The organism is Muricoccus vinaceus (genome assembly GCF_042433125.1).
Taxonomy (GTDB): domain Bacteria; phylum Pseudomonadota; class Alphaproteobacteria; order Acetobacterales; family Acetobacteraceae; genus Roseomonas; species Roseomonas vinacea.
This window is the reverse complement of record NZ_JBHLVZ010000025.1, coordinates 74,139-94,054: the sequence shown is the minus strand read 5'-3', so window position 1 is coordinate 94,054 and position 19,916 is coordinate 74,139. Positions and strand designations below refer to the sequence as shown.

General features: G+C 71.7%; 19 protein-coding genes. 13 read left to right on the top strand and 6 right to left on the bottom strand.

Annotated features, from left to right (window positions below):
• Nucleotides 1–4: 4 nt before the first annotated feature.
• A complete protein-coding gene (locus ACFFIC_RS11810; RefSeq protein WP_377050483.1) occupies nucleotides 5–730 on the bottom strand; it encodes an orotate phosphoribosyltransferase in 726 nt (241 codons plus the stop codon).
• Nucleotides 731–859: 129 nt separating this feature from the next.
• On the opposite strand from ACFFIC_RS11810, the gene ACFFIC_RS11805 reads away from it, so the two are divergent.
• From ACFFIC_RS11805 to sugE, 5 genes are all read left to right on the top strand, one after another.
• Complete coding sequence (locus ACFFIC_RS11805) at nucleotides 860–1,795, top strand: mitochondrial fission ELM1 family protein (RefSeq protein ID WP_377050481.1); 936 nt, start codon at nucleotides 860–862, stop codon at nucleotides 1,793–1,795.
• Nucleotides 1,796–2,041: 246 nt separating this feature from the next.
• Nucleotides 2,042–3,112: a tartrate dehydrogenase gene (locus tag ACFFIC_RS11800; RefSeq protein WP_377050479.1), complete on the top strand. Its 1,071-nt coding sequence runs from the start codon at nucleotides 2,042–2,044 to the stop codon at nucleotides 3,110–3,112.
• 5 nt (nucleotides 3,113–3,117) lie between these two features.
• A complete protein-coding gene (gene bla / locus ACFFIC_RS11795) occupies nucleotides 3,118–4,032 on the top strand; it encodes a class A beta-lactamase (RefSeq protein WP_377050477.1) in 915 nt (304 codons plus the stop codon).
• Nucleotides 4,033–4,208: 176 nt separating this feature from the next.
• On the top strand, nucleotides 4,209–4,448 hold the full coding sequence (locus ACFFIC_RS11790) for a hypothetical protein (RefSeq protein ID WP_377050475.1): 240 nt from the start codon (nucleotides 4,209–4,211) through the stop codon (nucleotides 4,446–4,448).
• A gap of 75 nt (nucleotides 4,449–4,523) precedes the next feature.
• Nucleotides 4,524–4,844 carry a quaternary ammonium compound efflux SMR transporter SugE gene (gene sugE / locus ACFFIC_RS11785; protein ID WP_377050473.1) on the top strand — a complete coding sequence of 107 codons (321 nt, stop codon included), beginning with the start codon at nucleotides 4,524–4,526 and terminating at the stop codon, nucleotides 4,842–4,844.
• Nucleotides 4,845–4,848: 4 nt separating this feature from the next.
• On the opposite strand, the gene ACFFIC_RS11780 is transcribed toward sugE, so the two are convergent.
• Nucleotides 4,849–6,252: a helix-turn-helix domain-containing protein gene (locus ACFFIC_RS11780; RefSeq protein ID WP_377050471.1), complete on the bottom strand. Its 1,404-nt coding sequence runs from the start codon at nucleotides 6,250–6,252 to the stop codon at nucleotides 4,849–4,851.
• A gap of 131 nt (nucleotides 6,253–6,383) precedes the next feature.
• On the opposite strand from ACFFIC_RS11780, the gene aceA reads away from it, so the two are divergent.
• Nucleotides 6,384–7,811 carry an isocitrate lyase gene (aceA, locus tag ACFFIC_RS11775; RefSeq protein ID WP_377050469.1) on the top strand — a complete coding sequence of 476 codons (1,428 nt, stop codon included), beginning with the start codon at nucleotides 6,384–6,386 and terminating at the stop codon, nucleotides 7,809–7,811.
• Between the two features lie 63 nt (nucleotides 7,812–7,874).
• On the opposite strand, the gene ACFFIC_RS11770 is transcribed toward aceA, so the two are convergent.
• From ACFFIC_RS11770 to ACFFIC_RS11755, 4 genes are all read right to left on the bottom strand, one after another.
• Nucleotides 7,875–9,461 (bottom strand): ABC transporter substrate-binding protein, encoded by a 1,587-nt coding sequence (locus tag ACFFIC_RS11770; RefSeq protein WP_377050467.1) that lies wholly within the window; start codon nucleotides 9,459–9,461, stop codon nucleotides 7,875–7,877.
• Between the two features lie 75 nt (nucleotides 9,462–9,536).
• Nucleotides 9,537–10,463 carry a dihydrodipicolinate synthase family protein gene (locus ACFFIC_RS11765; RefSeq protein WP_377050465.1) on the bottom strand — a complete coding sequence of 309 codons (927 nt, stop codon included), beginning with the start codon at nucleotides 10,461–10,463 and terminating at the stop codon, nucleotides 9,537–9,539.
• A 77-nt stretch (nucleotides 10,464–10,540) separates the two neighbouring features.
• Nucleotides 10,541–11,239, bottom strand: coding sequence for a cysteate racemase (gene cuyB / locus ACFFIC_RS11760; RefSeq protein ID WP_377050463.1), 699 nt, complete (start codon nucleotides 11,237–11,239; stop codon nucleotides 10,541–10,543).
• A 33-nt stretch (nucleotides 11,240–11,272) separates the two neighbouring features.
• The gene (locus tag ACFFIC_RS11755; RefSeq protein WP_377050461.1) at nucleotides 11,273–12,031 is read right to left on the bottom strand and encodes a sulfite exporter TauE/SafE family protein; all 759 of its coding nucleotides are present in this window, start codon (nucleotides 12,029–12,031) and stop codon (nucleotides 11,273–11,275) included.
• A gap of 120 nt (nucleotides 12,032–12,151) precedes the next feature.
• Between ACFFIC_RS11755 and ACFFIC_RS11750 the strand changes: the two genes are divergently transcribed.
• The 7 genes from ACFFIC_RS11750 to ACFFIC_RS11720 all read left to right on the top strand — a co-directional run bounded on the left by ACFFIC_RS11750 (nucleotide 12,152) and on the right by ACFFIC_RS11720 (nucleotide 19,857).
• Nucleotides 12,152–12,982, top strand: coding sequence for a sulfite exporter TauE/SafE family protein (locus ACFFIC_RS11750; RefSeq protein ID WP_377050459.1), 831 nt, complete (start codon nucleotides 12,152–12,154; stop codon nucleotides 12,980–12,982).
• 66 nt (nucleotides 12,983–13,048) lie between these two features.
• A complete protein-coding gene (locus ACFFIC_RS11745) occupies nucleotides 13,049–14,377 on the top strand; it encodes an Hsp70 family protein (protein WP_377050456.1) in 1,329 nt (442 codons plus the stop codon).
• 139 nt (nucleotides 14,378–14,516) lie between these two features.
• Nucleotides 14,517–14,642, top strand: a complete 126-nt coding sequence (gene ykgO / locus ACFFIC_RS11740; protein WP_377050454.1) for a type B 50S ribosomal protein L36 — start codon at nucleotides 14,517–14,519, stop codon at nucleotides 14,640–14,642.
• Nucleotides 14,643–15,209: 567 nt separating this feature from the next.
• Complete coding sequence (locus ACFFIC_RS11735; protein ID WP_377050452.1) at nucleotides 15,210–16,658, top strand: FAD-linked oxidase C-terminal domain-containing protein; 1,449 nt, start codon at nucleotides 15,210–15,212, stop codon at nucleotides 16,656–16,658.
• A 115-nt stretch (nucleotides 16,659–16,773) separates the two neighbouring features.
• The gene (locus ACFFIC_RS11730) at nucleotides 16,774–17,979 is read left to right on the top strand and encodes an FAD-binding protein (protein ID WP_377050450.1); all 1,206 of its coding nucleotides are present in this window, start codon (nucleotides 16,774–16,776) and stop codon (nucleotides 17,977–17,979) included.
• Nucleotides 17,980–18,078: 99 nt separating this feature from the next.
• Nucleotides 18,079–18,729: a hypothetical protein gene (locus tag ACFFIC_RS11725; RefSeq protein ID WP_377050448.1), complete on the top strand. Its 651-nt coding sequence runs from the start codon at nucleotides 18,079–18,081 to the stop codon at nucleotides 18,727–18,729.
• 96 nt (nucleotides 18,730–18,825) lie between these two features.
• Nucleotides 18,826–19,857 (top strand): ABC transporter substrate-binding protein, encoded by a 1,032-nt coding sequence (locus ACFFIC_RS11720; RefSeq protein ID WP_377050446.1) that lies wholly within the window; start codon nucleotides 18,826–18,828, stop codon nucleotides 19,855–19,857.
• The last annotated feature ends 59 nt before the right edge of the window (nucleotides 19,858–19,916 follow it).

Here is a 19,916-nt window from a genome sequence, read left to right as displayed (position 1 = left end):
CGGCTCAGGCGGCGGTGATGCCCTTGGCCACCGCCTCCTCGGCGCTGCCGATGCCGCCATGGGACTTCGACCAGTCCATGGGGTTCTCCAGGAAGCGCCGGACCTCGCGCAGCGCGGATTCCTCGAAATAGGGGCGCTCGCGGCAGACCTCGAGCACGTCCCACCAGGTGCAGAGGTGCAGCAGGTTGAGGTTCATCGCCTTCATGGTGTCGAAGGCGCCGGGAAAGACGCCGTAGAAGAAGACCACGAAGGTGTCGTTGCACACCGCGCCCGCGTCGCGCAGCACCTGGGCGAAGCGGATCTTGGAGCCCCCGTCGGTGGTCAGGTCCTCCACCAGCAGGGTGCGCTTGCCCTCGGGCACGTCGCCCTCGATCTGGGAGTTCCGGCCGAAGCCCTTGGGCTTCTTCCGGACATAGGCCATGGGGGCCATCATGCGGTCGGCGATCCAGGCGGCGAAGGGGATGCCGGCGGTCTCGCCGCCCACCACGGCCTCGATGGTCTCGTAGCCGATGTGGCGGCCGATCTTCTCCGCGGCCAGGTCGCAGATGGTCTTGCGGGCGCGGGGAAAGTAGATGATCCGGCGGCAGTCGATATAGACCGGGCTCTTCCAGCCCGAGGTGAAGGTGTAGGGCTCTTCCGGCCGGAAGTTCACGGCCTTGATCTCGAGCAGGATGCGGGCCGTGGTGAGCGCCGCGTCGCGGTCCCACTCGGAGGCGTGCTGGATGGCCATGGCTTCTTTCTCTCGCGGCGCCCGCCCATGTGGCGCCCTGCGGCCGTTCCCTAGCGGCAGCGCGGGGCGGCGTCCATGCGGGCGGGGCGGTGGCTGGGCTTGCCGGCCGCGCCACGCCGGAGGACGCGCTTGAGCGGGGAGCCCGTCTGGGTGCTGGCCGATCCGCGGGCGGGCACGGCCGCGCAGGCGCTGGGCATCGCGGAGCGGCTCGGCCTGCCCTTTCGCAGCGTGCCGCTGGAATGGGGGCCGCTGGCGGCGCTGCCGCTGCCCTGGCCGAGCCTGGCCGGGCTTTCGGCGCGCGCGCGGGCGGCGGTCGCGCCGCCCTGGCCGCGCCTGGCGATCTCGGCGGGGCGGCGGGCGGGGCCGGTTTCCCGCTGGCTGCGGCGGCGGGGCGTGCGGACGGTGCATTGCATGCGGCCGGGGCCTGGTGCCGCGGATTTCGACCTTCTGGTGATCGGCCGCCACGACAGCCCGCCCGCCGCGCCCAACATCCTGCCGGTGCTCGGTGCGACGCATCGGGTTTCGCCGGGGGTGCTGGCCGCGGCACGGTCCGCCTGGCCGGCCCTGGCCGAGCTGCCGCGCCCGCGGGTCGCGGTGCTGCTGGGCGGGCCGGTGCGCGGCCAGGGGATGGACCCGGCGGAAGCGCTGGCCATCCTGGACCATGTGGTTCCCTTCGCCGGCAGCGTGCTGGCCACCACCAGCCGCCGGACGGGGGAGGCGGCGGCCGGGGCCGTGGCGGCGCGGCTGAAGGGGGTGCCGGGGATGGTGCACCGCTGGGGGGAAGCGGGACCCAATCCCTATGCGGCCTTCCTGGCCTGGGCGGACCAGGTGGTGGTGACCGGCGATTCGGTGTCGATGCTGTCGGAGGCCATGGCGACGGCGGCGCCGGTTTTTGTTGCGGGAGCCCCGCCATCCGCGCCGCGGCACCGGGCGCTGCTCGCGGCGCTGGAGGTCGCCGGGCATGCGGTGCCACTGGAGCGGTTCCCCCAGGCACGGCCGCGGGCGGTGTTGGATGAGAGCGGGCGCGTGGCCGCGGCGGTGCGGGCACGACTGCTCGGCGGGTGATCGGCGAGGTGCGACGGGGCTGCTCAAGGAGCCCGCGGCGGATCGCGCCCGCTGGCCCATGCGTCCGTGCTCGATGCCGGGGCGCGCCGCGTCCCGGAGGGAGATCTGGGCGCTTGAGCAGGATGGCGCTGCCCCGGCGGGCGGTGCTGCGGCCGCCCGGGTGCCCGTGGTAGGCGGGGAAGGGCCCTTGCCCGGCGGCGGTTCCGGGGGCAGGACGGCGAGGAAGAACGGGTAAGGGAAAACGCCATGGCGCGCAGGCACAAGATCGCGGTCATCCCCGGCGACGGCATCGGCAAGGAGACCACGCCCGAGGGGCTTCGCGTGCTGGAGGCGGCCGGGCGCCGCTTCGGCTTCGAGCTGGACCTCACGCATCACGACTGGTCCTGCGAGCTGTACCAGAAGACCGGGCGGATGATGCCCGAGGACGGGCTGGACCAGCTGCGCGGTGCCGACAGCATCTTCCTGGGCGCGGTGGGCTGGCCGGGCGTGCCGGACCATGTCTCGCTCTGGGGCCTGCTGATCCCGATGCGGCGGGACTTCGACCAGTACATCTCGCTGCGCCCCTGCCGGCTGATGCCGGGGGTGCGCTCGCCGCTGGCGGACCGGCGGCCGGAGGACATCGACTTCGTCGTGGTTCGCGAGAACACCGAAGGGGAGTACTCCTCCTCGGGCGGGCGGATGTTCCGGGGCACGCCGCGCGAGTTCGTCAGCCAGGAGAGCGTGTTCACGCGCCACGGCTGCGACCGGGTGATGAAGTACGCCTTCGAGCTCGCGATGAAGCGGCCGCGGCGGAAGGTGACCTCGGCCACCAAGTCGAACGGCATCACCTTCACCATGCCCTTCTGGGACGAGCGCTTCGCGGAGATGGCGAAGAACTATCCCGGCGTGGAGACGGACCAGTTCCACATCGACATCCTCTGCGCGCATTTCGTGCAGCACCCGGACTGGTTTGACGTGGTGGTGGGGTCGAACCTGTTCGGGGACATCCTGTCGGACCTGGGGCCGGCGGTGGCGGGCTCGATCGGGATCGCGCCGAGCGCGAACATCAACCCGGAGCGGGCGCATCCCTCGATGTTCGAGCCGGTGCACGGGAGCGCGCCGGACATCGCGGGCAAGGGCGTGGCGAACCCCATCGCGCAGATCTGGTCGGGGGCGCTGATGCTGGAGCACCTGGGCGAGGCCGAAGCGGCGGGGGCGATCACGACGGCGATCGAGCAGCTGCTGGCCGAGGGCGGGCCGCGCACGCGGGACCTCGGCGGGAACGCGGGCACGGTGGAGGTCGGGCAGGCCCTCGCCGAGGCCGTGGCGAAGGGGTGAGGCCGGTGCTGGGCCGGCGGGGGCTGCTGGGCGCGCTGGCGCTGGGCGACGCGGTGCCGGCGCTGGCGCAGGGAGCCTTGCCGGCCGAGGCCGGCGAGCCGGAGATCGCCTTCTCCCCCGGCGGGCGCTTCGGCGACGGCTTCATGGCGGCGCTGCGCGAGGCCGAGCGGGCGGGCGGGGGGCGGCTCGGCGTCGCGGTGCTCGATACGGCGACGCGCGCCTGGGCCAGCTGGCGCGGCGCGGAGCGCTTCCCGCTGGCGAGCACCTTCAAGTTCGTCCTCGCCGGCGCGGTGCTGCGGGAGGTTGACGAAGGCCGGGAGGATCTGGAGCGGCGGGTGCCGATCGCGGCCGCGGACCTCCTGGACTACGCGCCGGTGACGGAGAAGCGGGTGGGGCCCGAGGGGATGCGGGTGGGCGAGCTGCTCGAGGCGGTCATGGTCTGGAGCGACAACGCCGCCGCGAATCTGCTGCTGCCGCTGGTCGGCGGGCCGCAGGGCCTGACCGAGCGCGCGCAGGACTGGGGGGACGCGGCCTTCCGGCTCGACCGGCAGGAGCCGGCGCTCGGCGAGGGGCGGCCTGGCGACCCGCGCGACACGACAACGCCCGCCTTCATGCTGGTGAGCCTGGAGCGGCTGCTGGTCGGCAACCTGCTCTCGGCGCCGCTGCGGGAGGTGCTGAACGCCTGGATGATCGGTTCCCGAACGGGGGATTCGAAGATCCGCGCCGGGCTGCCGCCGGGCTGGATCTGCGGCGACAGGAGCGGGGCGGCGGGCTTCGGCACGAGCAACGACGTGGCGGCGATCTGGCCGCCGGGCGGGCGGCCGGTGCTGGTGGCGGCCTATCTGACCGAATCCGCCGCGCCGGCCGGGGTGCGGGACGCGGCGCTGGCGGCGGTGGGGCGGGCGGTGGCCGCGAGCTGAGGGCCATTCCGATCGAGGGTGTCGAGATCGTAACGGGATCTGCGCGTGCCATCCCCGGCGAATCGATGCGGGGGGGCATGGCATACTTGAACGCTTGTACAGGTATCGGTATAACACGCCAAGCGGTTGCGAGTTATTCTCAACAGCCGCGCAAATGGGAAGTGGGGTGCGATCGGATGGGGCAGGACTACAGCTACATCGCCCGCAATTGCGAGCGTGCCGTGGTGACCGCCTATCGCGAGTTGCGCGACGTGGGAACAAGCGATTACAGCGCCTTCGGGGCCTGCACGTCGCTCTATCGGATCCATCATCCCGAGGCGAGCATGACCGAGGCGCGGCGCTTGGTGGCGGAGTGGATCGACCACCACGTCGTCCGCGCCGATCCGGGGCCCACGCAGGGCTGCGAGTGCGACTGATGCGTTGAGGCCGGGCCCCGGCGCGAATCGCGCCTGAGGGCCGGTTCTCGCGGCCGGGCCTGACGGGAGCGCGCCATGGCCTGGGTTTTACTCATCCTCGCGGGGCTGCTGGAGGTTGTCTGGGCTTTCGGCATGAAGGCTTCGGAGGGCTTCACGAAGCTGGGCTGGGCGGCGCTGACGGTGGTCGCCATGGTGGCGAGCGTCGGCCTGCTGGGCTTGGCCATGCGGAGCCTTCCGCTCGGCACCGCCTATGCGATCTGGACGGGGATCGGGGCGCTGGGCGCCTTTCTGGTGGGAATTCTCGTGCTGGGCGAGGCGGCGACGCCCCTGCGGCTGGCCTCGGCGGGGCTGATCCTGGCGGGGCTGGTGGGGCTGAAGCTCGCCTCCGGGGATTGAGGCGTCAGGCGGGTCCTGGCCGCGAGAAGACGAAGGGGGCCCCTGCCGTGGCGGGGTCCAGCAGCAGGCGGTGCTCCAGCGGCGGGAAGGCGCGGGAGCGGCAGTCCGGCCGGTCGCAGAGGCGGCAGGACAGGCCGATGCCGACTTTGGCCGAGGCGAGGTCGAGGCCGTCCGCGTAGCAGACCTCCGATGCACGGCCGATCGCGCAGCCCATGGCCACCACCTGCACGGGGGCAGGCTCGCCCCAGCGGGTGGCGGGGTGCTCCACCGTCCGGGCAAAGCAGAGGAATTCGGCGCCGTCGGGCAGTTCGGCCACCTGCACCACGACCCGCCCGGGGGTGGCGAAGGCGGCGTGGGGGATCCAGCGCGGGCAGGAGCCGCCGCCCCGGGCGAAGGGGAAGCCCGCGGCGGAGAAGCGCTTGGAGACGTTCCCCGCGGGGTCCACGCGCAGGAAGAAGAAGGGCACGCCGCGCGCGCCTTCCCGCTGGAGGGTGGAGAGGCGGTGGCAGGTCTGCTCGAAGGAGGCGGCGAAGCGGGCCGACAGAGCCGCGACATCGTGGCGCAGGGCACGCGCGGCGGCCAGGAAGGGCGCGTAGGGCAGCAGCACCGCGGCGGCGACGTAGTTCAGCAGGCCGATGCGGAGCATGCCGGCGGCCTCCTCCGTGCTCGGCTCGATGGCGGCGATGACGCGCTCCACCGCTTCCCGTGCCTCCAGCAGCGCGAGGGTGAAGGCGAGGTGGAAGCTGCGGCTTTCCCGCGGCAGGGTTTCGCTGAGGGCGAGCTGGGCCGTGGCGGCCTCGTAGCGGCGCAGCGCGGCGCCGGGGAGGACGCCCACCGTGACCGTCAGATTGTGGTGGGCACGGAGCCGCTCGGCCAGGGTGTGGTCCAGTGACTGAGGCGAGGGGTCGCCGAGGGCGAGGCGAAGCGACTCCGCCGCTTCCTCCAGCGCCGGGAAGTGGTTGGCGGCGTCGTGGAAGGCGTCGCGGGCCTCCTCGCCGGGCAGGAGGAGGCGGCGGCCGGAGGGGAGGGAAAGGCCGGCCGAGTCCTCGCGCGCGACGCGCCAGGCGCGCCACAGGGCAAGCACGGCGCGCGCGGCGTCCGGCGCCACGGAGGCGAGGGCGGCGGCCTGTTCCTCGGGCACGGCCTCGGCACCGAGCAGGGGGTCGCGGAAGACCTCGCGCAAGCCGGCCTCGATGCGGCCCTCCGCCTGGCCGGAGAGAAGGGCGAGATCAACCGAAAGGGCGTCGGCGATCTTGAAGACGAGGCTGGCCGTGATGGCGCGCTGGTCGGCCTCGATAAGGTTCATGTAGCTGGCGGAGATGCCCAGCCGGGTCGCGAGCGCGGCCTGGGTGATGCCGCGTTCCTGCCGCAGGCGCCGGACCACCCGGCCGATCATGGGACGCGCCACGATTTACAACCTTTACGTATTTCGAGGGTGAAGTGTGAAGCCCTTCACGGGTTTACCGGTGCAAACCCGCCGAAACGCTCGCTTTCTCGCGGTGCAATGTCAATCATTCACTCAGCGCAGGAGGACATGCGATGCACACCCGGACAAATCCCACCAACTCCCCCGTCACCTTTGCCCCCGATGGTTCCGGCACGGGCCACGGTGCCTCGGCTGGCCGCTTCGACGGGATCCGCCGCGACTACACCCCGGCCGATGTGGAGCGCCTTTCGGGCTCCTTCCGCATCCGCCACACCCTGGCCGAGATGGGCGCCGAGCGGCTCTGGCGGCTGCTGCACAGCGAGCCCTTCGTGCCCACCCTCGGCGCGCTGACGGGCAACCAGGCGCTGCAGCAGGTGAAGGCCGGGCTGAAGGCGATCTACCTTTCGGGCTGGCAGGTGGCGGCGGACGCCAACTCGAACGGCGAGATGTACCCGGACCAGTCGCTCTACTCCGTGGACTCCGTGCCGAAGGTGATCAAGCGGATCAACTCCGCCCTGCGCCGGGCCGACCAGATCGCGACGCAGGAGGGCGGCGACACCACCCACTGGATGGCGCCGATCATCGCCGATGCCGAGGCCGGCTTCGGCGGGCCGCTGAACGCCTATGAGCTGATGCGGGCGATGATCGAGGCGGGCGCGGCCGGCGTGCACTTCGAGGACCAGCTGGCGTCGGAGAAGAAGTGCGGGCATCTCGGCGGGAAGGTGCTGGTGCCGATCTCCCAGCACATCCGCACGCTGAACGCGGCGCGGCTCGCGGCGGACGTGGAGGGCGTGCCGACGGTGCTGCTGTGCCGCACGGATGCCGAGAGCGCGCAGCTTCTGACGAGCGACGTGGACGAGCGCGACCGGCCCTTCATCACCGGCGAGCGCACGCCGGAGGGCTTCTTCCGCATCCGCCCCGGCTGCGGCAAGGACTACGCGATCGCCCGCGGCCTGGCCTACGCGCCCTATGCCGACCTGCTGTGGTGGGAGACCTCCGACCCCGACCTGGACGACGCGCGCCGCTTCGCGGAGGCCATCCACAAGGAGTTCCCGGGCAAGCTGCTGGCCTACAACTGCTCGCCGAGCTTCAACTGGAAGCGCAAGATGGGCGAGGCGGCGGCCGCGAAGTTCCAGGCCGAGATCGCGGCGATGGGCTACAAGTTCCAGTTCATCACGCTGGCCGGCTTCCACAGCCTGAACCACTCGATGTTCACGCTCGCCCGCGGCTACCGCGAGCGCGGCATGGCCGCCTATTCGGAGCTGCAGCAGGCGGAGTTCGCCTCGGAGGTGGACGGCTACACGGCCACGCGGCACCAGCGCGAGGTGGGGGTGGGCTACTTCGACGCGGTGGCGACGGCGGCGAGCGGCGGGCAGTCCTCCACCACGGCGCTGAAGACCTCGACGGAGGCGGCGCAGTTCCATGACGACCACGGCCCGACGCCGCGGATCGGCGGCGAGCCCGTGGACCACGATGACGGGCTGGTCCACGAGCACGGCTGGGCCTGCGGGGAGCGCGGGGCGCCGGCCATGGCGAAGTAGGGGCCGTTTTCCCCGGCCGGTCGGGGAGCGGGGCCTGGTGCCCCGCTTCCTGCGTTGGAGGTGCTACTTCTTCTCCATGTTCCAGAAGAACTGCACGGGGGAGAGGACCATACCCGTGAGGTTCTTGCGGTAGGCCATGGGCTGTTCGACCTTGCCCGCGGGCGCGTAGGGCACGGTTTCGAAGGCGCGTCGCTCGATGCGGGCGGCCAGGGTCTTCTGGGTGTTCAGGTCGTCGGTGGCGATCCACTGGTCGCGCAGGGCTTCCAGCTCCCGGTCGTCGGGCCATCCGAACCAGGCGGTGGCGCCGTTGGCGCGGATCAGGGGGTGCAGCGCGGGGTTCAGCGTGTCGGCGCCGGACCAGAGGGTGTGGAAGACCGACCACCCCCCGGCATCGACGCCGCCGCGGTTGGAGCGCCGGCCGATGAAGCTGGCCCAGTCGGTCGAGACCAGCTCCACGTTCATGCCGAGGTTCTTCAGGAGCTGTTGCGTGACGAGGCACTGGTTGTAGGCGATGGGCTGGTCGGCGGCGGCCAGCAGCACGACCTTCTCGTTGGCGTAGCCGGATTCGCGCAGCATGGCCTTCGCGCGGTTGAGGTCGCCCGGCATGGCCTCGGCGCCACCCGCGCCGGAGGACATGGGCGAGCCCGCGGTGAAGAAGGTCTTCGCCTCCTGGTAGTATTCGGGGTTGCCGACGACGGCCTGCATGTAGTCGTCCTGCTTCATCGCGGCCATGACGGCCTGGCGCACCTTCGGGTTGTTGAAGGGCGGCTGCGTGTGGTTGAAGCGCATCAGCAGGATGAGGCCGAGCGGCACGTTCTGGATGGCGATGTTGCGGTCGCGCTTGAGCACGGGCAGCAGGTCCACGGGTGGCTGCTCGTACCAGTCCACCTCGCCCTGGATCATGGCGCCGACGGCGGCGGCGGGCTCGGTCAGCGCCAGCCACTCGATGCGGTCGATCTTCGCGACCTTGCCGCCGGCGGCCCAGGAGGGGGCTTCCTCGCGCGGGCGATAGGCGGCGAAGCGCTCATAGACCGCGTTCTGGCCGGGCACCCACTGCGAAGCCTGGAAGCGCCAGGGGCCGGAGCCGGTGGCGTCGGTGATGTTGCGCGAGGGGTCCGTGTTCGCCACGCGCTCGGGCATGATGAAGGGGACGTTGGACGAAAGCTTGCCGAGCGCCGCCGTGATCTGCGGGAAGGGGCGCTTGAGGCGGATGGCGAAGGTGCGGGCGTCCACCGCGTCATAGCCGTCCACGAAGGTGGCGAAGGTCTGGCCGAAGGCGTCGCGCGCGGACCATCGGCGGATGGAGGCGATGCAGTCTGCGGCGCGAACGGGCTGGTTGTCGTGGAACACCAGGCCGTCGCGGAGGTGGAAGGTCCATTTCAGGCCGTCGGGCGCGCTCTCCCAGGACTGCACCATCTGCGGCTTGATCTGGAAGTTCTCATCCGTCGCGAAGAGCGTGTCGTAGATGAGGTAGCCGTGGTTGCGGATGACGTAGCTGGTGGCGACGATGGGATCGAGCGAGGGCAGCGGCGTGGACGGGATGAAGCGCAGCGGCGCCCCCGACTGCGCGCGCGCCGGGCCGATATAGGGCATGCCGCCGGCGGCGAGGGCGGCGCCCCCGGCGAGGAGATGGCGACGGGTGGGGTTCATCGGATGGTCCTCGTGGATGGGGGTGCCGTGTGCCCGCTTTTCTGAGCTCGTGCCGCGCTGGTCAGGCCGTGATCTTCAGGCCGCGATCTTCAGGCCGACATCGGGAAGCTTCGGGCGCTTCGCCAGGGCGCTGCGCATCATCGCCTCCACCTCGGCGCCCTCGGCCTCGGGCAGGGCGAGGCGGGGCGGGCGGGTGATGGCGGAGCCGCGGCCCATGATCGCCTCGCAGAGCTTGATGCACTGCACGAGGTCGGGGCGCGCATCGAGGTGCAGGAGGGGCATGAACCACTCGTAGATCGGCATGAGCTCGGCCATGCGGCCCTCGCGCGCCAGGCGGAAGAGGGTCTCGCCTTCCACCGGGAAGGCGTTGGACATGCCAGAGACCCAGCCCTCGGCGCCCATCAGCACGCTTTCCACAACCACGTCGTCGAGGCCCGCGAAAAGGGTGAAGCGGTCGCCGACGAGGTTGCGGAGGTCCGTGAAGCGGCGCGTGTCGCCGGAGGATTCCTTGAAGCAGACGATGGTCTCGACGTCGGCCAGCATCGCGAGGATGTCGGGGGTGACGTCGTTCTTGTAGATGGGCGGGTTGTTGTAGACCATCACCGGCAGGTCGGTGGCCGAGGCCACGCCGCGGAAGTGGGCGGCGGTCTCGTGCGGCTTCGCGGAATACACGAGGGCGGGCATCACCATGATGCCGTCCAGGCCGATGCGGGCGGCCTCGCGCGCCGTGTCCTTCGCGAAGGCGGTGGTGAATTCGGCGATGCCCGCGATGACGGGAACGCGGCCCGCCGCGGCGTCCTTGGCGGCCTCCATCACCTGCACCTTCTCGGCGAGGGAAAGGGCGGTGTTCTCGCCGACGGTGCCGCAGACGATGAGGCCGGAGACGCCGTCGCGGACGAGGTTGCCGATCACCTTGTGGGTGGCGGGCAGGTCCAGGCTGAAGTCGTCGCGGAACTGGGTGGTGACGGCGGGGAAGACGCCCTGCCAGCCGATCTTCGCCATGTCAGGTCCCTTTGCTCGGTGACCGGAACGTAGATTGGATAAAATAGACGGGCAAGCGGAGTTTCGGTGGCCGCTCCTCAGTTCCTGGCCCAGCGGATGGAGGCGAGCGCGAGGGCCTGGATGGTGTCGATGACGGGGAAAGATTGGGCGGGGCCGGCGGCGATGCCAAGCGGGATCTCGGTGCAGCCGAGGACGACGGCGCGGGCGCCGCGGGCGGCGAGGGCCTGGGCGGCCTCGGCCAGGGGGGCGTGGGATTCGGCGACGCGGTTGGCCTTCACCAGCGCGATGCCGGGGGTGACGAGGCGGGCCATCTCCTCCCCGGTCGGAACCGAGACCTCCCAGCCGCCGGCGCGGAGGCCGTCCTGGAAGAGGCCCATGGCGAGGGTGGCGGCGGTGCCCATGACGCCGATGGGGCCGGGCGTGATGCCCTGCTCGCGCAGGGCCTCCGCGGCGGCGTCCACGATGTGGAGGATGGGGAGGGAGGTTGCCGCGCGCATGCCGTCGATCCAGCCATGGGCGGTGTTGCAGGGAATGGCGATGGCGCCGCAGCCCGCGGCCTCCAGCCCGCGGATGCCGCGGAGAAGGGCGGGGAGGGGGTCCGGGCCGGCTCCCTGGCGGGCGGTGGTGCGGTCGGGCACGCGCGGGTCGGACCAGAGGACGGCGGGGATGTGGTCCTGGTCGCGCTCCGCCGGGGTCAGGAGGGTGAGCTGGCGCATGAACTCGGCGCTGGCGAGCGGGCCCATGCCGCCGAGGACGCCGAGGATACGATCGGGCATTGCAGGATTTCTCCGGTGGTCAGGCCAAGGGGCTTAGAACAGCCCGTCCCAGATGAGCTTGGCGCCGGTGATGGCGAGCAGGACGTAGACCACGTTGTAGAAGGCGCGGTCGGTGATGCGGCTCTGGAGCCAGATGCCGAGGTTCACGCCGATGGGGGCGGCGGGGATGAGGACGAGGCTGGTCAGGATGTTGGTCGTGTCCAGCAGGCCGAGGCCCCAGTAGGGCACGAGCTTGACGTAGTTCATCACCCCGAAGAAGACGGTGGTGGTGGCGGCCAGCGCCGCGCGGTCGAGCTTCAGCGGGTAGAGGTAGATGGCCAGCGGCGGGCCGCCCGTGTGGGCGACGGTGCTGGCGAAGCCCGAGGCCGTACCCCAGAACCAGGCCTTGGCGGCGTTGGGCTGCTCCGGGGGCGGCGTGCCGCCGCGGAAGCGCTGAAACAGGCTGCGGGCGAGAAAGGTCAGGGTGATGCCGCCGAGCAGCAGGCTCATGCCGCGCGCGGGGATGAGGCCGAAGGCGAGGACGCCCAGCACGAGGCCGAGCAGCCCCGCGGGAAGGATGGCGCGCATCTCCCGTCCGCTCCACTTGCCCCACCAGGCGCGGAGCCCGGCGACGTCCATGACGCAGAGGACGGGGAGCGAGATGCCGATGGCCTGGGGGGCGGGCACGGCGAGTGCCATGAGGGGCACGGCCACGTTGCCGGCCCCGGAGGCGAAGCCGCCCTTGCTGATCCCGTTGAGCAGGAAGCCGGGGATGGCCAGGGCGTAGAACCAGGGATCGGTGAGGAGTGGCACGGGGGGATGATGCGCCCTTGTCCGCGTGGAGGCCAAGCACCCCCCTGACAGGGGCGGTTTTCGGGCCTACAGCCCCCGCACGCGGCGCCCGGGTCGCGCAAGGCAGGCCAGGACACGCCCATGGATCACATGCACGACCCCGTCTGGATCGCGGCGCTCGCCGCGGTGATGGCGATCACGGGGCTGGTTTCGGGCACGCTCGCGGGGTTGCTGGGGGTGGGCGGGGGCATCGTGATCGTGCCCGTGCTGTTCAACGTGTTCCCCTTCCTGTCGATCCCCGAGGCCATCCAGATGAAGCTGGCGGTGGGGACCTCGCTCGCGACCATCATCCCGACCTCCATTCAGTCGGCGCGCAAGCACTACGCCCGCGGGGCGATGGACGTGCCGTTGCTGAAGGCGATGATCCCGTCGCTGATCGTCGGCGTGCTGGTGGGCACGGTGATCGCGATCTGGGTGAAGGGGTCCACGCTGACGGCGGTCTTCGCGGCGATCGCGCTGCTGGTCGCGCTCAACATGGGCTTCTCGGGCGTGGATGCGCGGCTTCGGGAAAGCTTCCCGACGGGGATCCTGCGGCAGGTGCTGGGGCTGTTCATCGGGGGCGTCTCGGCGATGATGGGGATCGGGGGCGGGACGGTGGGCGTGCCGCTGCTGAACATGTTCGGCACCTCGATCCGCTCGGCGGTGGCGACGGCCTCGGCCTTCGGGATCGTCATCTCCATCCCGGCCGCGATCGGCTTCCTCTATGCCGGCTGGGGGAACCCGTTGCTGCCGCCGTTGAGCCTGGGCTACGTGAACCTGATCGGCTGCCTCCTGATCGTGCCGACCTCCATGCTGGCGACGCCCTGGGGCGTGCACCTGGCGCACACCATCCCGCCGCTGGCGCTGAAGCGGGCCTTCGCGGTGTTTCTCGGCATCACGGCGGTGCGGATGATCTATTCCCTCGTGACCTGAGGACCTTGCCAGGGCCGCGCGGAAGGGGTTGAACCCGCCCCCCTTTTCCGGGCGGGAGCCGAGGCCATGCAACCTGCCACTGAGCGACAGGGCGCCGAGCGACGTGCCGATGGGCGATCCGCCATCGGGCAGCCGGTCATCGGCATCGATTTCGGCACCACCAACAGCGTCGTCACCGCGCTCCGCCCCGATGGCTCGGTGGTGACGCTGCGCCACGACACGGGGGAGGTGTTCCGCTCCGTGCTGTGCTTCTGGGCGGACCCGGTGGGGGGCGCGGCGCGGCATGCGGCGGGGCCGGCCGCGATCGAGGCCTATCTGGAGGAGCCGCTGGCCAGCCGCCTCGTCATGTCCATGAAGAGCTACCTGGCGCAGCGGAGCTTCACCGAGACCCGGATCCTCGGGCGGCGCTTCTCGTTGGAGGCGTTGATCGGGCTGTTCCTGCGGGAGTTGCTGGCGCCCTTCGGGGCGGAGATGGAGGGTGCCCGCGTGGTGGTGGGGCGGCCCGTGCGCTTCGTGGGGGAGAGGGCGGAGGACGCGTTCGGCGAGGCGCGGCTGAGGAGCGCCTTCGCGGCCGCGGGCTTGCCCGCGGTGGAGGTGGCGCTGGAGCCGGCGGCGGCCGGGCAGCGCTTCGCGGGCGGGATCGAGCGGCCGGAAACGGTGCTGGTGGGAGACTTCGGGGGCGGGACGAGCGACTTCTCCGTGCTGCGGTTTGATCCCGCGCCGCTTCCCGGCGCATCCGGCGCCGGCCGGCGGGTGACGGCGCTGGGGCATGCGGGCGTGGGGCTCGCCGGCGATGCCTTCGACACGCGCATCATCGACCGGGTGATCTCGCCCCGACTGGGCAAGGGCGACGAGTACCGGGTGATGGGCAAGCCGCTGCCCGTGCCCCCCGGCTGGTATGCGAGCTTCGCCCGCTGGCACCAGCTGCCGCTGATGCGCGGGCCCAGGACCTTGCGCGAGATCGCGGAGGTGGCGCGGACGGCCGACCATCCCGAGCGGCTGCGCAGCCTGATCCGGCTGATCGAGGACGAGGCGGGCTACGCGCTCTACCGCGCGGTGTCCTCGGCCAAGGCGGCGCTGTCCTCGGCCGAGGAAACGGTGCTGCGCTTCCAGCATGAGGACTTCGAGGTGGAGGCACCCATCGGGCGGGCCGAGTTCGAGTCGTGGATCGCGCCGGACCTCGCGCGCATGGAGGAGGCAGTGGAGGCGGCGCTGGCCGATGCCGGGATCGCCCCGGCGGCGGTGGACCGGGTCTTCCTCACCGGCGGGACCTCCCTCGTGCCGGCCGTCCGGGCGATTTTCTCGCGCCGCTTCGGGCCGGAGCGGATCGTTGGCGGCGGCGAGTTCGTCTCCGTGGCCGAGGGGCTGGCCCTGATGGGCACCGGGGCGGCCTGAAGCGGGCTCGGTCATGTTTCCTCTCGGCCTGCCCCGGCATTGCGGGAGGTTGACCCGTGGGGCAGGGGCCCATATACCGCCGCCTCCCTCGGGGACGGCCTTGTCGCCCCGCCCCTCGACGTGTGACCAGGTCCGACCGATGAAGATCCGTAATTCTCTCAAGACCGCCAAGGTGCGCGACAAGAACTGCGTGCTGGTGCGCCGCCGCGGCCGCCTTTACGTGCTGAACAAGAAGAACCCCCGCCTGAAGGCCCGCCAGGGCTGAAGCGGGCCGGCCTGCGGCTTTTGGCCGCGGGCCTGGGTTTGTTCGGACGTCAACTGAGGCGCCGTCGGGTGATTTGCCCGGCGGTTTTTTTGCGTTCCCCATCGTGCCCGACCGGGCGTGAGGCCGATCGCGCGGGCGGACGCCGTCCGGCACCGGTGGGGAGGTGTGTGGCGTTCCCGGCCCGGGGTGGCGGGTCCTGCCCGCGTATGGCGTAAGCTTCCCTCCGCACCGCCCCGTTCGCCGTGGCGGCGATCCGGGGCGTGATGATCCCCTTCTCCGATGGGGTGATGCCCAGGGGAATGAACGGGGTGGGGTTGGCCGTGAAGGCCGGGCGCTTCGGCCGGAGCTGCGGGTGCTGCCGACCTCCGGCTGGACCGGCGAGGCGCTGGCCGGGCAACACGGCGTGCCGTGAACGTGCTGGCCGAGCCCTGGTGGGGGGCTGGCGGAGCGGCCGAAGGTGGCGCGGCGGACGGCCTGAGGGGCCTGCGCTTGCCGGGCTCGCGGTGTGATGCCACCTCTTGCTGAACGGGCGAGCCGCCCGCGCCGCGAGAGCCCCAAGGAACGCCGATGATCGCCCTTCCCCCGCCCAAGGCCGATGTTCTGGCCCGCCGTGACGAGATCGTCGCCGGGCTGCAGGCCCTGGTGCCCGGAGAGGGCGTGATCGCGGAGGCGCTGCGCCTGCGGCCCTACGAGACGGACGGACTCTCGGCCTATCGCCAGCCGCCGATGGCGGTGGTGCTGCCGACCTCCACCGCGCAGGTGGCGGCGGTGCTGCGCTTTTGCCACGAGAACGGCGTGCGGGTGGTGCCGCGGGGCGCGGGGACCAGCCTTTCGGGCGGCGCCCTGCCGCTGGCGGATGCGGTGGTGGTCGGGCTGATGCGGATGAACCGGATCCTCGACGTGTCCTTCCCGGACCGGCTGGCGGTGGTGGAGGCAGGGGTGACCAACCTCGGCATCACCAAGGCGGTGGAGGGGGAGGGCTTCTTCTACGCGCCGGACCCGTCCAGCCAGCTCGCCTGCATGATCGGCGGCAACGTCATGATGAACTCGGGCGGGGCGCACTGCCTGAAGTATGGCGTGACCGCGAACAACCTGCTGGGCGTGAAGTTCGTCACCATCGAGGGCGAGGTGATCGAGATCGGCGGCGGGCACCTGGATGCCGCGGGCTATGACTGGCTGGGCCTGATCACGGGCAGCGAGGGGCAGCTCGGGATCGTGACGGAGGTGACGGTGCGCATCCTGCGCGCGGCGGAGGGGCAGCGGGCCATGCTGGCGGCGTTCCGCTCCACCGAGGTCGCCGGGGCCGCGGTTGACGCGATCATGGCCTCGGGCGTGATCCCGGTGGCGCTGGAGTTCATGGACAGGCCCTGCATCCATGCCTGCGAGGCCTTCGCCCATGCGGGCTATCCGCTGGATGCCGAGGCGATGCTGATCATCGAGGTGGAGGGCAGCACGGAGGAGCAGGACGTGCTGCTGGCGCGGCTGCGCGGCATCTGCGAGCGCTTCGACCCCATCAGCATGCGCGTGGCGGCGAGCGCGGAGGAATCCATCGCGATCTGGAAGGGGCGGAAGGGTGCCTTCGGGGCCGTGGGGCGGATCAGCCCGGATTACCTCTGCATGGACGGCACCATCCCGACGAGCGAGCTGCCCCATGTGCTCCGGCGCATCGGGGAGATGAGCGAGGCCTGCGGGCTGAAGGTGGCGAACGTGTTCCACGCGGGGGACGGGAACCTGCATCCGCTGATCATGTTCGACGCGAACGACCCGGCGAGCTTCGCCAGGGCCGAAACCTTCGGCGCCGACATCCTGAAGCTTTGCGTGGAGGTCGGCGGCTGCCTGACTGGCGAGCACGGGGTGGGCGTGGAGAAGCGCGACCTGATGGGCGTGCAGTTCACCCGGCCGGAGCTGGCCCAGCAGCGGCGGGTGAAGGAGGTCTTCGACCCGGAATGGCTGCTGAACCCGGCCAAGGTGTTTCCGCTGGAGGGCGCGCTGGCCCCGGCCCCCGCCGCCCACTGAGGCCCCTGGAAGGGGGCAGGGTGTTCTTCATTGCGCGGCCGGCTTGCGCCGGCGCGGGGGATGCGCGAGGCCTGGGCCGGCACGCCCGGCGGCGCGCGGCACAGGCGGGGTTCCCATGAGCGTCGAGACAGCATCCGGCATCGCGCCATCCGACGAGGCCGGGGTTTCCGCCGCGGTGGCCGAGGCGCATGCCCAGGGGGTTCCGCTGGCGGTCGTGGGGCGCGGCACCAAGGCCGCCATGCTGCGGCCCGTGCAGGCCGGGCGGACGCTGTCGCTGCGGAACCTTTCGGGCATCACCTTCTACAAGCCCGAGGAGATGGTGATCAGTGCCCGCGCGGGCACGCCGCTCGCCGAGGTGGAGGCGGCGCTGGCGGAGCGGGGGCAGCAGATCGGCGCGGAGCCGCCGGACCTGCGGGCCTTGCTGGGAAGCGGCGACGAGACCGGAGGCAGCGTCGGCGGGACGGTGGCCGCCAACCTGTCGGGACCGCGGCGGGTGGTGGGCTTCGCCATGCGCGACCTGGTGCTGGGGGTGCGCTTCGTGAACGGCGAGGGTGAGGTGCTGCGCTCCGGCGGGCGGGTGCACAAGAACGTCACGGGGCTCGATCTCTGCAAGCTGCTCTCGGGCAGCCACGGCACGCTGGGCGTGCTGACGGAGGTGACGCTCAAGGTGGGCCCGGCGGGGGAGCGGACGGCGACATTGGTGCTGCCGGTGGCGGACGAGGCGGCGGGGGTGGCGGCGCTCTCGGTGGGGCTGACCAGCCCCTTCGGGATCACGGGGGCGGCGATGCTGCCGGAGGCGGCCTTGGTGGACGGGGTCTCCGGCCCCGCGGCGCTGCTGCGGCTGGAGGATGTGGAGGCCTCCGTCACCTATCGCATGGCGCGTTTGCAGGCGGCGCTGCCGGGCGGCCGGGTGGTGGAGGGCGAGGAATCGCGCGCGCTGTGGCGGGCGGTGCGCGACGCGGCTCCCCTGGCGGCGGCACCGGGCGAGGCGGTGTGGCGGGTTTCGGTGCGGCCGTCCGGGGCGCCGGGCGTGGTGGCGGCGCTGCGCGGGGGGATCGGGGCGCGGGTGCTGCTGGATTGGGGTGGTGGGCTGGTCTGGGTGGCGGCGGCCGCGACCGAGGCGGCCCATGCGGCCGTGATGGCTGCGGCCGGGCGGGCGGGCGGCACCTTCATGCTGTGCCGCGCACCGGATCCGTTGCGCGCCGCCGTGCCGGTGATCCCGGAGGAGCCACGGGCGCTGGCCGCGCTGTCCGCCCGGGTGAAGGCGGCGCTGGACCCTGGGGGGCGGCTGAATCCCGGGCGGATGCGCGCGGGGGGCTGAGGCCGCCGCTGGCTCACGGCTTTATCACGCAACACCGTCTGTTCCGTGTCCGGTGTCGCGTTCAACATTGCTTGCAACATGCTCATGGAGATGATGACGATGCGCTCGCCGTTCCTGCGCCGGGGCCTTGTGGCGCTTGCGCTTCTTCTCGGCGGTCTGGCCACGGCGCCGGCGCGGGCGCAGAACGCCGATCCCAGCTTCAACGTGGTGAACCGGGCGGGCCGGACGATCCAGGAGCTTTACGTGTCCTCCGCGCAGGAGAATGCCTGGGGGCAGGACCTGCTGGGGCGGAACGTTCTGCAGAACGGCCGGTCCTTCCCCGTGCGGCTGCCGACCGGCCAGTGCGTGAACGACATCCGCGTGGTGTACGAGGGCGGCCAGTCCGAGGAACGCCGCGCGCTGGACACCTGCCCGCTCAACGAGGTGGTCTTCGGGCAGGGTGCCCAGGCCTCCCCCGGCGCTGGCAAGGGCGGCGGGGCGGCGGCCCCGGGGCAGACGGGCAACCCGTCCTTCAACCTGGTTAACCGGACGCGCAAGACCATCCAGGTGCTGCGGGCCTCCCCCAGCTCCGAGAGCAACTGGGGCGACGACCGGCTGGGCGATGCCGTGGTTGCCCCGGGCGGCACCTTCGCCGTGCGGCTGCCGGTGGGCGAGTGCACCTACGACATCCGCGTGGAGTATGACGATCGTGCCGCGGAGGAGCGCCGTGCCGTGAACCTGTGCAGCGTTTCCAACGTGACCTTCCCCTGAACGGCCCGCGCCAGGCCGGGCCTCGCGGCCCGGTTCTTGCTAGTTCCGAACGCGTGACGATGGGCGGCTGGCCGCTCACGGAGACGGGGGCGGAGCATGACGCAGAGGATCGGCCGGCGCGGGGCGCTCGGGTTTGGAGTGGGGGCGGGACTGCTCGCGGCTCCGCGGCTTTCCCTGGCGCAGGCGCCGCACCGGCTGCGCTTCACCCTCGATTGGGTGATCCATGGCGGCTATTCCTTCGCCGTGGCGGCGGAGCGGGGCGGGCTGTTCCGCAAGTACAACCTGGAAATGCCGATCAACCGTGGCTACGGTTCGGGCCGCGTGCCCGTGGATGTCGCGGCAGGCACCTATGATCTCGGCTTCGGGGACCTGACCTCCCAGCTTCGCTTCATGGCGGAGAACCCGGATCGCGGGCTGGTCTGCGTGGCCATCCTGTACGACCGCTCGCCGCTCTCGGCCACGGTGCGGATGGACGGGCCGATCCGGGAGCCGAAGCAGTTGAACGGCAAGACGCTGGCGGCGCCGGAGTTCGATGGCGGGCGGCAGATCTTCCCGGTCTTCGCGAGCGCCGCCGGGATCGACCTGTCCTCGATCAACTGGATGAGCGTCTCGCCCGAGCTGCGCGAGCCGATGCTGGTGCAGAAGCGGGCGGACGGGATCACGGGGTTCATCACCTCCACGGCGATGTCGCTGAAGGCGCTGGGCATGGACCGGCCGCAGCAGCGGGTCTTCTTCTACCGGGATTACGGGCTGGACTTCTATGGCTCGGGGCTGGTGACCACGCGGGCGATCCTGCGGGAGAAGCCAGAGGCGATCCGGGCCGCGGTGGGCGCGCTGACCGAAGGAATGATCTGGGCCTACAGGAACCCCGCCGAGGCCGTGGTGGCGCTGAAGGCGCGCGAGCCGCTGACGGACGTGGCGATCGAGACGGAGCGGCAGCAGATCTCCTTCGACGAGATGATGCTGTCGGACAAGGTGCGCCAGCACGGGCTGTCCTTCGTGGAGGCGGGCCGGCTGAAGCGGCAGATCGACGCCACGGTGGACACCTTCAGGCTGCCGAACCGGCCGGCGCCGGAGGCGGCCTATACGGACGAGTTCCTGCCGGCGCGCGCCGTGCGGATGCTCTGACGGGCCGCGCCCGGGCCTTCCCATCCGCCCGCATTCGGCCGAACACTCCGGCGGGCGGA